The organism is Pseudomonas sp. SDO524_S393, assembly GCF_054071875.1.
Genome location: NZ_JBSVVZ010000048.1, coordinates 1 through 12956, shown reverse-complemented (window position 1 = coordinate 12956; position 12956 = coordinate 1). Strand labels below are relative to the sequence as shown.

At 58.8% G+C, this 12956-nt stretch carries 13 protein-coding genes; 2 read left to right on the top strand and 11 right to left on the bottom strand.

The window, feature by feature from the left end:
• Positions 1 to 189: 189 nt before the first annotated feature.
• The 11 genes from ACW9IB_RS19955 to ACW9IB_RS19905 form a co-directional block, all read right to left on the bottom strand.
• Positions 190 to 2151 carry a DUF7844 domain-containing protein gene (locus tag ACW9IB_RS19955; protein WP_457415096.1) on the bottom strand — a complete coding sequence of 654 codons (1962 nt, stop codon included), beginning with the start codon at positions 2149 to 2151 and terminating at the stop codon, positions 190 to 192.
• Positions 2148 to 2468, bottom strand: coding sequence for a DUF2388 domain-containing protein (locus ACW9IB_RS19950; protein WP_457367351.1), 321 nt, complete (start codon positions 2466 to 2468; stop codon positions 2148 to 2150). Before ACW9IB_RS19950 ends, ACW9IB_RS19955 begins: the two co-directional genes overlap by 4 nt.
• Positions 2469 to 2494: 26 nt before the next feature.
• Positions 2495 to 2803 (bottom strand): DUF2388 domain-containing protein, encoded by a 309-nt coding sequence (locus ACW9IB_RS19945; protein ID WP_457415094.1) that lies wholly within the window; start codon positions 2801 to 2803, stop codon positions 2495 to 2497.
• A 105-nt stretch (positions 2804 to 2908) separates the two neighbouring features.
• Positions 2909 to 3229 carry a DUF2388 domain-containing protein gene (locus tag ACW9IB_RS19940; RefSeq protein ID WP_457415092.1) on the bottom strand — a complete coding sequence of 107 codons (321 nt, stop codon included), beginning with the start codon at positions 3227 to 3229 and terminating at the stop codon, positions 2909 to 2911.
• 134 nt (positions 3230 to 3363) lie between these two features.
• Positions 3364 to 3549, bottom strand: coding sequence for a DUF1127 domain-containing protein (locus ACW9IB_RS19935; RefSeq protein ID WP_457367348.1), 186 nt, complete (start codon positions 3547 to 3549; stop codon positions 3364 to 3366).
• Between the two features lie 255 nt (positions 3550 to 3804).
• Positions 3805 to 4020 (bottom strand): DUF1127 domain-containing protein, encoded by a 216-nt coding sequence (locus ACW9IB_RS19930; RefSeq protein WP_003214752.1) that lies wholly within the window; start codon positions 4018 to 4020, stop codon positions 3805 to 3807.
• A 318-nt stretch (positions 4021 to 4338) separates the two neighbouring features.
• Positions 4339 to 5832, bottom strand: a complete 1494-nt coding sequence (locus ACW9IB_RS19925) for an acetyl-CoA hydrolase/transferase family protein (protein ID WP_457367347.1) — start codon at positions 5830 to 5832, stop codon at positions 4339 to 4341.
• A gap of 179 nt (positions 5833 to 6011) precedes the next feature.
• Positions 6012 to 7448: an NAD(P)(+) transhydrogenase (Re/Si-specific) subunit beta gene (locus ACW9IB_RS19920; RefSeq protein ID WP_457415090.1), complete on the bottom strand. Its 1437-nt coding sequence runs from the start codon at positions 7446 to 7448 to the stop codon at positions 6012 to 6014.
• Entirely contained in the window at positions 7448 to 7768 is a 321-nt protein-coding gene (locus ACW9IB_RS19915) for an NAD(P) transhydrogenase subunit alpha (RefSeq protein ID WP_457367345.1), read from the bottom strand. The genes ACW9IB_RS19920 and ACW9IB_RS19915 overlap by 1 nt, the downstream gene beginning before the upstream one ends.
• 15 nt (positions 7769 to 7783) lie before the next feature.
• Positions 7784 to 8905, bottom strand: coding sequence for a Re/Si-specific NAD(P)(+) transhydrogenase subunit alpha (locus ACW9IB_RS19910; RefSeq protein ID WP_457367344.1), 1122 nt, complete (start codon positions 8903 to 8905; stop codon positions 7784 to 7786).
• A gap of 457 nt (positions 8906 to 9362) precedes the next feature.
• A complete protein-coding gene (locus ACW9IB_RS19905) occupies positions 9363 to 10256 on the bottom strand; it encodes a LysR family transcriptional regulator (protein WP_457367343.1) in 894 nt (297 codons plus the stop codon).
• Positions 10257 to 10413: 157 nt separating this feature from the next.
• Between ACW9IB_RS19905 and ACW9IB_RS19900 the strand changes: the two genes are divergently transcribed.
• Together ACW9IB_RS19900 and ACW9IB_RS19895 are read left to right on the top strand one after the other, a co-directional pair.
• Complete coding sequence (locus ACW9IB_RS19900) at positions 10414 to 11595, top strand: acyl-CoA dehydrogenase (protein WP_457415088.1); 1182 nt, start codon at positions 10414 to 10416, stop codon at positions 11593 to 11595.
• A 13-nt stretch (positions 11596 to 11608) separates the two neighbouring features.
• Positions 11609 to 12829 carry a CaiB/BaiF CoA transferase family protein gene (locus ACW9IB_RS19895; RefSeq protein WP_457415087.1) on the top strand — a complete coding sequence of 407 codons (1221 nt, stop codon included), beginning with the start codon at positions 11609 to 11611 and terminating at the stop codon, positions 12827 to 12829.
• Positions 12830 to 12956: the final 127 nt, after the last annotated feature.

The window sequence follows — 12956 nt, the reverse complement described above, 5'->3', positions numbered from 1 at the left end:
GGTCTGTTGCCGACAGTGGGGGCGATCCTAGTCCTGGAAGCTTTCAGCCAGCTTTCGCCGGAAAAACAGGTGACGAAGGGAAAAAACACAATCACTCAATAGATGGAGATTCAATGTGGGAGCTGGCTTGTCGGGTCGCCGCATCGTTGCCTTGCCCACCGCTATCGCAGGCAAGCCAGCTCCCACATTTTAGGGCAGTTCGAGCCCGCCGGAGGCTTTATGCAGCGCCCGCAGGTGTTCGCCCACCTGCTTGAGGTTGGCCTCGCAGGCGGCGATTTCGGCTGCGCGGGAAGGGTCCAGCAGCGCCCTCACCTGTTTGTCCAGTTCACCCGTCAGCGACTGCAATTGTTTCTGGCGCTCGGCGCTTTCGGACTCCAATCGCTTGGACTCGGACGGCTGTGGCAGACCGTAGCCGCCGCTACCCAGCAGTTCTGCCGGACGGCTCAGGAAGCCACTGTTGGCGAGGATCTGTTGCAGCGTGGCGTTGGCCTGCTCCATGCCGCCGTTTTTCAGTTCACGGGCGCCGAGGTAGCGTTGTTTGACCTCGTCCTGGGCCAGCATCAGTTGCTTGCGAAAGCTGGCTTGCTCCAGCAACAGCAGCGCGGCACTGGTACGCAAGTCCGCTTGGCCAAACCACTGGCGACGCTCCTCGGCGCTGAGTGACAGCCAGTCTTCGACTTGGGTTTGTTTGATCGGCAGGTGTTTGCGCAGCACATCGAACATGGCCTGGTAACGCTCGCGGAACGAGTCGAAGTGGTAACCCAGGCGCAAGGCCTCGCGTTTGTCGTTCAGCACGCTGGTATCGGCCAGGCCGCGGGCCTGGAGTACTTCCAGCAGGCCGTTGGGGGTGATGTTGTCCAGGCCGGTCAGTTGCGGGTTGGCGCTGCCGCTGCGTAACAGTTTCAGGCTTTCGACGGCGCAGTTGTTCGACAGGAAGTAGTAGCTGCCGTCGTAGCTCCAGTGCATTTCGGCGGCATGTTCGACGGTGTCGTTGATTTCCTGCCGGCTCAACTTCAACGGCACGGAAGCCAGGCCGCGCAATTCGGTCTTGGTGTATTCGTCGATCACTTGGGCCAGTGGCAAAACGAACAGCCGAGATGGGTATTTACCGACCAGGCCATCCCAGCTCGACAACTGCACATCACCCACGAAGGCGCGATAGGACAGCACCAGGTGCTGGTCGAGGTCCAGCCGGCAATCCGGGCCGCGCGGGCGCCCAGGCGCGCAGATCACCAGACGCAGCATGCTGTGGCCCCAGCGGCTTACCAGGTTCTGGTTGGCTTCGGCCAACAGGTAATCGATTTCATACACCCGCTCCGGGTCGACCTGGCCCAGAGGGGTCTTGGCGAAGTCGTTGCCGGCGTTGAGGAATGCATAGGTCTTGGCGCAAGTGTCCTGTTTGGGCGGGGCCCAGCCGAAGTGTTGCTGGTAATAGCGGAACAGCGCGGGGCGACGGCAACCGTAGCTCGGGTCGAGGAGAAAGTACTCCATGTTGACCGCCACGAACTCCAGCGGGCTGGTGGTTTCGTAGATGTCCGGGCTGCGGGCCACCTGGCGGTTATGCTGCTCGCGCTCACCGCGTCGACCCACGTATTGCGGCCAGCCGGCGAGGTCCAGCAGGCGCGGGTCATCACTGAGGGTGAAGCGACGGTCATTCTGGCCCCGACATTGGTCAGGCAGACCGATCAGCCCGGTGATGCTGTTCTGGCGGCTGCAGCGCTGGATCAGCGCGCGTTCGTCGCCGGACCAGAGTCGCGCCCGGTCATAAATGTGGGTGAGTTCGTGCAGCACGGTGGCGAGCATTTCCTCGCGCACGGTGCCGTGGGGGCGGTTGGTTTTTTGACTGGCGGCGCTGCCGTCGGTCAAGCCGGCCAAGAGGTTGCTGTTGAGGTCCAGTTCGGACACCAGCGAAGCCTGGCCGTAGGCGTTTTTGGGCATCTTGTCGGTCCAGCCGACATCGATGCGCCGGTCCAACTGCTCGATGAAACGCGGCGGCAGTGCGCGCATCGCGTCATCGAGCAACGTCTGGCTGGCCTGCTGTTCGGCCGGGCTCAAGCCTTCGGTCTTGAGCCGCAGTTGCAGGCTGGCGTGGGCGGTACCTGCGCTGAGCAGTACCGCCCCGGCCAGCAGCCAGGCGTTGAGCCGCCTCACAGTGCGAGGATGGCTTCGGCGAGGGTCTGGTCAGAGGCGTCACGGGCTTCCGGCACACGGGTGCGCAGGGTGTCGAACGCGGCTTCCAGTTGCGCGCCGCGGATTTCGCCGTTGGTGGCGACGAAGCTGGCGGCGTCATCGTGGGCTTCGCGCACGATTTTGGAGTCGCGGATGGAGGTGGTGGTATCGGACGTGAAATCGATCGTGCGGGCCGAGGCGCGAACGATGATGTTACTGGTGGCCTTCAGGGTTTGTGCGTGGGCGACATCGGCCAACAACAGCAGGCCGAGAGCGGCGGCGATCAGCGGGCTACGCATGGAAAGACTCCGAAATACAAAGATGATTATTGGACGAGAATTGCTTGCGCCAGTTCAAGGTCGCTGGCGTTAAGTTTTGGCCGGATGTGGCGCAGGCGGTCCAGAGCGGATTCCAGCCTCGCCCCACGCCATCGACCGTCAGTGGCGATGAACGCGGCAGCGTCCTCTCGGGCGGCCAGTACCACTTTCCTGTCGAAGGGCGCAGAGGTCACCTTGCTGGTGGCGTAGGCGGTCACGACGGTGTTCTGGGTGGTCAGGTCAAAAGCCGAAGCCAAAGGTGACCCGCAGGCGCAAAACAATACAGGGAGTATCAAACGGCGGTAAGAAAAAGCCATGGGACTCGACTACGGAAAGCGAGTGCCAAGGCTAGCGCAATGCCCGGGCGAGAGCCAGCGCGAAGGCGCGGGGAGCGGCGAGCACTCCCGGCGCAACCTCTTTGCTTAGATAGCCAGGATCGCCTGGGCCAGTTGGGTATCTGTCGCTGCATTCAATTGCGGGGCCTGTTGGCGAATCTGTGCCAGGGCGCTTTCCAGCTTCACGCCCCGAATGGCGCCTTCGCTGGCGACAAAGCTGGCAGCGTCGTCACGGGCGGCGCGCACGATCTTGTTGTCGCGCAAGGACGAAGTGGCATCGGAGCTTGCGTCGGACGTGGCTTTCAGGGCGCCGACGATGGAGTCGGTGGTCACGATGAAGCTGGTTGCACTGGCGTTGGCTGCCAAGGTCAAGAGGGCGGCGGCGCTCAACAGGCGAAGACGAGACATGGGATAGCTCCTGGATGGACAAATGAGGTGGTGCAATGCAGCCATTGTGGATCAGACGCCTGTTCCAAAAGGTTCGCCACCTGATGGCGGGATATTAATCCGCCGTTTGTCCGTTCGGAAAGTACCTTGACCGATCAGTCACGCCAGAACGGCTTGGCCAGCTCGGCCATCCGGTCGCCCTGACTGATGCCCGCATCCGACAATTCCCGGGGATCCAGTTGAGCGAGCTGGCGTCGCTCCTGAGCGTGGCGTGCCCACCTGACCAGATTGCAGGCGACGCGGAGTAACCATCGCTTAAAGAAAGAGGTGTGCGTATCCATGGTGAGCACCTTTCAAGGGTATTGGGACACCATGTTGAGGGGCATGCAGTAACCGATACAGATACACAGAAGTCAAATTGTACTGCTTAACTGTTATATTTTTTAAACTGTACCTATTGTTCAAAACGACATCTGTTCAAGATGGTAAACCTCCAGAAACAACAAAGCCCGCCTCCGGTTTCCCGGGGCGGGCTTTGTCTTGTCGAATCAGGGTGCTGGCGGTTAACCCGTCGGGTCAGGGCCAGCGGGCGCCAATCAGCGCCAGAACGGCTTGCTCAGCTCTTCGTAGCGTTGAGCTTCGCTGATACCGGCGTCAGCCAGCAGACGCGAATCCAGACGAGCCAGTTGGTGGCGGCTGGAGATGCGGCGCTGCCACAACATCAGGTTGGCGAGAACGCGCAAAGGCAGGGAAGCCTGGGTGTTTACAGCTTTTTCTTCGAAGAACAGATCGGAACTGAGTGTACGTTCCATGATGACATCCTTCCGCTTGTGGCGGGATTAGGTAGTGGTTTAACTGATGCCAATGATCCTCTTCCCGGGCAAGACTCTCTAGATACAGTTCACCTGTATTGTGAGGGGCCAGTTAACTGTTTAAGAGGGCTGTACTGTTCGTAAATGGGGCAACTGTACTTGTCTGCACTGAAATAGTGCAAAATAAGTGTTTTCAGTCTGAGAGGTAGGATATTTCGGTAAGAAAAGGCCGGTACAGTAGTACAGTTTTTTAATAATCTAGCCCTGGTGAAATCGAGCTGATGAAACTGTGTTTGCATCAGCCCGAATCTGTATCAATCAACCCTTGAGCATGTGCCCGGTTTCTTCCAGGTTAATGTGCCAGCTCAGCGCATCCCGCAGGATGTGAGGTGTATGCCCGCCGAGGGCGCAGGCGGCAGTGAAGTAGCTGTTCAGTGCATCGCGATAGGCAGGGTGTACGCAGTTGTCGATGATCACACGCGCCCGCTCCCTTGGGGCAAGGCCACGCAGGTCGGCCAGACCGACTTCGGTGACAAGAATGTCGACGTCATGCTCGGTATGGTCCACGTGACTCACCATGGGCACCACACTGGAAATCGCGCCGCCCTTGGCAATCGACTTGGTCACAAAGATCGCCAGGTGAGCATTGCGAGCGAAGTCGCCGGAGCCGCCAATCCCGTTCATCATGCGCGTGCCGCAGACGTGGGTTGAGTTGACGTTGCCGTAGATGTCGAACTCCAGCGCCGTGTTGATGCCAATGATGCCCAGCCGGCGCACCACTTCCGGGTGGTTGGAAATTTCCTGCGGGCGCAATACCAGCTTCTCTTTATAGCGCTCCAAATTGCCAAACACATCGGCGTTGCGCCGTTCCGACAGCGTGATCGAACTGCCGGACGCAAAGCTCAGCTTGCCGGCGTCGATCAAGTCGAAAGTCGAGTCCTGCAGCACTTCCGAATACATGGTCAGTGCTTCGAACGGGGATTCGATCAGCCCGCACATCACCGCATTGGCAATGTTGCCAATCCCGGCCTGCAACGGACCGAGCTTGTTGGTCATGCGTCCGGCCTCGACTTCCTGCTTGAGGAAGTTGATCAGGTGATTGGCGATGCCTTGGGTGTCAACGTCCGGCGGCGTCACGGTGGAGGCTGAGTCGGCTTGCTGGGTGATGACGATGCCGACGATTTTTTCCGGTGGGATCGGAATCGCGGTGCTGCCAATACGGTCGTCGACCTTTACCAATGGAATCGGTGTTCGGGTTGGCCGGTAGGTCGGAATATAGATGTCGTGCAGCCCTTCCAGGTTCGGGTTGTGCGCGAGGTTGATCTCCACGATCACTTGTTTGGCGAAAATCGCAAAGCTGGCCGAGTTGCCGACAGAGGTCGTGGGCACGATATGGCCTTGTTCGGTGATCGCGACCGCTTCGATCACGGCGATGTCCGGCAACTTGAGCTGGTTGTTGCGCAGTTGTTCGACGGTTTCCGACAAATGCTGATCGATAAACATCACTTCGCCTGCGTTGATGGCGCGGCGCAAGGTGCTGTCGACCTGGAACGGCATGCGTCGGGACAGCACGCCGGCTTCGGTCAGTTGCTTGTCCAGGTCATTGCCCAGGCTGGCGCCGGTCATCAAGGTGATTTTCAGCGGCGAGGTCTTGGCGCGTTCGGCCAGGGCGTGGGGGACGGCCTTGGCTTCACCGGCACGGGTGAAGCCGCTCATGCCGACGGTCATGCCGTCCTCGATCAGAGCGGCGGCCTCTGCCGCGCTCATGACCTTGTTCAACAATGAAGGCAAGCGGATACGATCACGGTACATGGATTGTTATCTCGGGCTACGGAGGCAAGGTGCGCAGTTTAGTGATTTCAAAAAATTTCGGCCCGCTACCATGGTCGAATGCCAGGCAGCGATTTAGAGCCTTTGGTCGGGTTTCATGCGGCAATAAAAAACCCCAGCCTACAAGAGGCCGGGGTTTCGGGTATTGCGCTGAAGCAGTGTTATTCGACGGCCTTGACCATGTCTTCGATAACTTTCTTGGCGTCGCCGAACACCATCATGGTCTTGTCCAGGTAGAACAGCTCGTTGTCCAGGCCGGCATAGCCGCTGGCCATTGAGCGCTTGTTGACGATGATGGTCTTGGCCTTGAACGCTTCGAGGATCGGCATGCCGGCAATCGGCGAGTTCGGGTCGTTCTTGGCAGCCGGGTTGACCACGTCGTTGGCGCCCAGTACCAAAACCACATCGGCCTGGCCGAATTCGGAGTTGATGTCTTCCATCTCGAACACCTGGTCGTAAGGCACTTCGGCCTCGGCCAGCAGCACGTTCATGTGCCCGGGCATGCGACCGGCGACCGGGTGAATGGCGTACTTAACGGTGACGCCGTGATGGGTCAGTTTTTCGGTCAGTTCCTTGAGGGCATGCTGCGCGCGCGCCACTGCCAGACCGTAGCCCGGCACGATGATCACGGTGTCGGCGTTGGTCAGCAGGAAGGTGGCGTCGTCTGCCGAGCCGGACTTCACCGGACGTGCTTCTTTTGAGCCGGTTGCCGCCGTGGCATCCGAGGTATTGCCGAAACCACCGAGCAATACATTAAAGAAGGACCGGTTCATCGCCTTGCACATGATGTACGACAGGATTGCGCCGCTCGAGCCCACCAGAGAGCCGGCGATGATCAGCATCGAGTTGTTCAGCGAGAAGCCGATTCCCGCCGCCGCCCAGCCGGAATAGCTGTTGAGCATCGAGACGACCACTGGCATGTCGGCGCCGCCGATCGGGATGATGATCAGCACGCCAAGCACGAAAGCCAGCGCCAGCATCAGCGCAAAGGCAGTGAGATTGCCGGTGAACATGAACACCAGGCCCAGGCCGAGGGTGGTCAGGCCCAAAACCAGGTTCAGTTTGTGTTGGCCGCCGAACTGTACCGGTGCGCCCTGGAACAGGCGGAACTTGTACTTGCCTGACAGTTTGCCGAAGGCGATCACCGAACCGGAGAAGGTGATTGCACCGATGGCGGCACCGAGGAACAGCTCCAGGCGGTTACCGGCAGGAATCGAATCGCCCAGGTGTTTGACGATGCCCAAAGACTGCGGCTCGACCACGGCGGCGATTGCGATGAAGACCGCAGCCAGGCCGATCATGCTGTGCATGAACGCCACCAGCTCCGGCATTTTGGTCATCTCTACGCGCTTGGCCATAATCGACCCGGCGGTGCCGCCGATCAGCAGGCCGACAATCACGTAGCCAATGCCAGCAGTTGCCAGCTCGGCCCCCAGCTTATAGATGAGGCCGACGGTGGTGAACACCGCCAGCGCCATGCCGAGCATGCCGAACAGGTTGCCGCGTCGTGAAGTGGTTGGGTGCGACAGGCCCTTGAGAGCCTGGATGAAACAGATCGACGCGATCAAGTAGAGCGTCGTGACGAGATTCATGCTCATTACTTGGACGCCTCTTCTTTTACTTTCGGGGCTTTCTTCTTGAACATCTCAAGCATGCGACGTGTCACCAAAAAACCGCCGAACACGTTGACCGCCGCCAGAGCCACCGCGAGGGTGCCCATGATTTTGCCCAGCGGGGTCACGGTGAGGGCCGCAGCCAGCATGGCGCCGACGATCACGATTGCCGAAATCGCGTTGGTCACCGCCATCAATGGCGTGTGCAGCGCGGGGGTCACGTTCCAGACCACGTGGTAACCGACATAAATCGCCAGCACAAAGATGATCAGGTTGTAGATACCGGGGGAGATAAGCTCTTCCATCGTCTGAATCCCTGTTTAGGCGTTTTTGCGGATGACTTGGCCGTCGCGGCACATCAAGCACGCGGCGACGATGTCGTCTTCGAGGTTGATTTCAAACTGCCCTTCCTTGGTGAAGACCAGCTTCAGGAAGTCCAGCAGGTTGCGCGCATAGAGGGCTGATGCGTCGGCGGCGACTGCACCGGCCAGGTTGGTCGGGCCACAGATAGTCACGCCGTGCTCGACAACCACTTGGTCGGCAACAGTCAGCGGGCAGTTACCACCTTGGGCGGCAGCGAGGTCGATCACTACGGAGCCGGGTTTCATCTGCGCGACGGTGTCGGCGCTGAGCAGGGTCGGTGCCTTGCGGCCCGGGATCAGTGCGGTGGTGATGACGATGTCGGCCTGCTTGGCGCGTTCGTGCACGGCCAGGGCCTGGCGCTGCATCCAGCTTGTGGGCATCGGGCGCGCATAACCGCCGACGCCGACGGCGCATTCGCGTTCTTCATCGGTTTCGTAGGGCACGTCGACGAACTTGGCGCCGAGGGATTCGATCTGCTCTTTCACGGCTGGGCGCACGTCGGAGGCTTCGATCACGGCGCCCAGACGTTTCGCTGTAGCGATGGCCTGCAAGCCTGCAACGCCAGCACCCAGAATCAACACGCGCGCAGCTTTCACGGTGCCAGCGGCGGTCATCAGCATCGGCATGAAGCGTGGGTAGTGATGGGCCGCCAGCAGCACGGCCTTGTAGCCGGCGATGTTGGCTTGCGAGGACAGCACGTCAAGGCTCTGGGCGCGCGAGGTGCGCGGGGCCGCTTCGAGAGCGAAGGCGGTGATGCCGCGTTCGGCCAGCCTGTTAATGGTTTCGTTGCTGAACGGGTTGAGCATGCCCACCAGAACAGTGCCGCTTTTGATCAGCGTAAGTTCGCTGTCGCTGGGGGCTACCACCTTGAGAATCAGCTCTGCGCCAAACGCATCGCTGGCACTGCCAATGGTTGCGCCTGCCGTTTCATAGGCACTGTCCACGACGCTGGCCTGAATGCCGGCTCCGCTTTGTACAGTGACCTTATGGCCCTGGCCGATCAGCTTCTTGATGGTTTCCGGGGTGGCTGCCACCCGCGTTTCACCGGTCTGGGTTTCGAGAGGAACACCAATGTGCACGTCAAATCTCCTGCATGATCTTTTTGCTTTTGATCTTTTTGTAAAAAGGCCAGTGCACCGTGAGTGGCGCAGCTGGGGCGGCCGATCAGCACGATCCCGCTGAAATGACAGCGGGGCGCGGCATTTTGCAGGCGAACTTTACGGCCTTCAAGAGATTATGACGGGTGACGAAAAATTAACTACAAGTCACCCTGTGACTGATTGTCGCAACACGCCAAAATAACCGCTTTAAATACAAGTGTTTAAAGGGTTTCAGGTGATTTATACGGCTTTTTCCATGATTGGCGTGAATGGTCGTGCATTGGCTTGTGAAAGTCGCTACAAGCCATGAAATTACTGGCTAATACGTCGATTTCAGGCTGACAAGTACAGTCTGTTTAAATGCGACATTCACTTATATCTGTAGGTCTTATTTTTATCTGACTACAGGGTCAAGAATCGGCCATATCCTTTAAATTCAGGGGTTATAACGTTGGGACTGGTCAATCAGCCAGTCTCTAAAGGCTTGCAAGGATGCAGATTCGACCTTTCTTTCGGGAATCATCAGGTAATAGGCCTTTGAGCTGCTCAATGCCTCTGGGTGTGCGATGACCAGTCGCTGCTCCTCCAGCTCTCGCTGGATCAGAAAGGGTGGAATCAACGCAATTCCCATGTCATGCATGGCCGCCTGGGACAACATCGAGAATAGCTCGTAACGAGGACCTGTCATGTCGCGGGGAACGTTGAGCTGTTGCGCGTTGAGCCACTGGCGCCATGCATAGGGCCGAGTGGTCTGTTGCAGTAATGGCAGTTCGGCGATTTCCTGAGGGCTGAACCGTGTTCGAGTCCCCAATAGCCGCGGGCTGCACACGGGCACGGGGTTTTCTCCCATTAGCCTGTGAGATTCGGTGCCGGACCAGTCGGCATCCCCAAAGTAGATAGCGGCGTCGAATTCGGTATCGGCAAACAGGAACGGACGCGTTCGGTTGGTGAGGTTGACCGTGACTTCAGGGTGTTGGCGCTGAAAATCCTTTAGGCGTGGGATCAGCCACTGAGTGCCGAAAGTGGGGACGACGGCCAACTCAATGGTGTTTGCACCCTGTTGCCCCATGACTGACAGGGTATCGCGCTCGACGGCGTCCAGTTGCGCGGCAACACGACGGCTGTATGAGAGTCCCGCTTCGGTGAGCTTGACCCCGCGTCGCGAGCGGCGAAACAGCTCGACACTCAAGAACTCCTCAAGGCTGGCGATCTGCCGACAGATGGCGCCCTGGGTGAGGGAAAGCTCGTTCGCCGCTTTGGTAAAGCTTTCGTGGCGGGCCGCAGCTTCAAAGCTGACGAGGGCGGTGGTGCTGGGAATTTTTCTGCGCATGTACCTAGTACTCACTGATCAAGCGCTGCTGCGCCCCTGTGAAATGTTTCGAAGTGAGAAATTAGCACAACCCTATGCGCAAACCTCGTTTGCCCTCTGTGAGCGTCCGGCCTAGGCTCCATGCACGACTTTTGAATTTTTCAACGAGGGCTCATTCATGGCTGGCAAGGCAAGCTTCAATTGGATCGATCCATTGCTGTTGGATCAGCAGCTCACCGAAGAAGAGCGCATGGTGCGTGACAGCGCTGAGCAATTCGCGCAGGACAAGTTGGCGCCGCGTGTACTCGAAGCTTTCCGTCATGAAAAAACCGATCCCGCCATCTTTCGTGAAATGGGTGAAACCGGCCTCCTGGGCGCGATGATTCCCGAGCAGTACGGCGGCAGCGGCTTGAATTACGTCAGCTATGGGCTGATTGCGCGTGAGGTGGAGCGGGTCGACTCCGGTTATCGGTCGATGATGAGTGTGCAATCGTCATTGGTCATGGTGCCGATCAACGAGTTTGGCACTGAGGCGCAGAAGCAGAAGTACTTGCCGAAGCTGGCGTCTGGCGAATGGATTGGGTGCTTCGGCCTGACTGAGCCCAACCACGGTTCTGATCCCGGCGCGATGGTTACGCGGGCGCGCAAGGTAGACGGTGGCTACAGCCTGACAGGCGCCAAGATGTGGATCACCAACAGCCCTATCGCGGATGTGTTTGTGGTGTGGGGCAAGGATGATGCGGGTGACATCCGAGGGTTTGTCCTGGAGAAGGGTTGGAAGGGGCTGAGTGCCCCGGCGATTCACGGCAAGGTCGGTCTGCGGGCGTCCATCACCGGCGAGATCGTGATGGATAACGTGTTTGTGCCGGAAGAAAATATCTTCCCGGATGTCCGGGGTCTTAAAGGGCCGTTCACGTGCCTGAATTCGGCGCGTTATGGCATTTCCTGGGGGGCCCTGGGGGCTGCTGAATTCTGTTGGCACACCGCACGCCAGTACACCCTGGATCGCCAGCAATTCGGCCGTCCGCTGGCTGCGATGCAACTGGTCCAGAAGAAACTGGCCGATATGCAGACCGAGATCACCCTGGCCCTGCAAGGCTGCTTGCGCCTGGGGCGTATGAAGGATGAGGGGACTGCGGCGGTGGAGATCACCTCGATCATGAAGCGTAACTCGTGTGGGAAATCCTTGGATATCGCGCGCATGGCCCGAGACATGTTGGGTGGCAACGGTATTTCCGATGAATTTGGAGTGGCGCGTCATCTCGTTAACCTCGAGGTGGTGAATACCTATGAGGGTACCCATGACGTGCATGCGCTGATTTTGGGGCGTGCACAGACCGGTCTTCAGGCGTTCTATTAATAGGAGCACGGACATGGGCGCGCTTTCGCACCTACGGGTACTGGATTTATCACGGGTGCTGGCGGGGCCCTGGTCCGGGCAGATCCTTGCAGACCTTGGCGCTGAAGTGATCAAGGTCGAGCGGCCGGTCAGTGGTGATGATACGCGTGCATGGGGGCCGCCCTTTCTTAAGGACGCCTCTGGTGAGAATACCAGTGAGGCGGCGTACTACCTGTCGGCCAATCGTAATAAAGAGTCGGTGACGATCGACTTCACGCAGCCAGAGGGGCAGAAGCTGGTGCGTGACTTGGCGGCCAAGTCGGACATCTTGATCGAGAACTTCAAGGTTGGCGGGTTGGCGGCGTATGGTCTGGATTATGAGTCGCTCAAGGAGATCAATCCGGAGTTGATCTACTGCTCGATCACGGGTTTTGGCCAGACAGGGCCTTATGCCGCGAGAGCGGGCTACGACTTCATGATTCAAGGGTTGGGTGGGTTGATGAGCCTGACCGGGCGCCCTGAGGGGGACGAGGGCGCTGGGCCGGTAAAAGTTGGGGTTGCGCTGACGGATATTCTGACCGGGCTTTATTCGACCGTGGCCATTCTGGCGGCATTGGCCCATCGTGATCATGACGGTGGTGGTCAGCATATCGACATGGCCTTGCTGGACGTGCAGGTGGCTTGCCTTGCCAATCAGGCGATGAATTATCTGACGACGGGCGTGCCGCCCAAGCGTTTGGGGAATGCGCATCCGAATATCGTGCCGTATCAGGATTTTCCTACGGCTGACGGTGATTTCATTCTGACAGTGGGTAACGATGGGCAGTTTCGCAAGTTCGCTGAAGCGGCGGGTCAACCGCAGTGGGCGGATGACCCTCGGTTTGCGACCAATAAGCTGCGGGTGGCCAATCGGGCGCAGCTGATTCCGCTGATTCGCCAAGCGACAGTGTTCAAGACGACGGCAGAATGGGTTTCGCTGCTGGAGCAAGTCGGTGTGCCGTGTGGGCCGATCAATGACTTGGCGCAGGTTTTCGCGGACGCTCAGGTAAAGGCTCGCGGTTTGGCGATTGAGTTACCCCATGCCTTGGCTGGGAGCGTGCCTCAGGTTGCCAGTCCTATACGGCTGTCCAAGACGCCCGTGGAATATCGTCTTGCACCGCCGTTGTTGGGGGAGCACACGGTCCAGGTGTTGCAGCAGGTATTAGGGTTGGGAGCGGCGAATGTGGAGGCGCTTAGGGAGGCTGGGGTTATTTGAAGTTCCTCTTCTATATAGTCGCTACGATGCTGTGTGGGTCGGTCTTGGTTATTTGATAGAAACTCAAATTAAGTGTTGACGGCGAATTTTATCTGTCTATAATTCGCCCCACTTCCGGCGCAGTCGA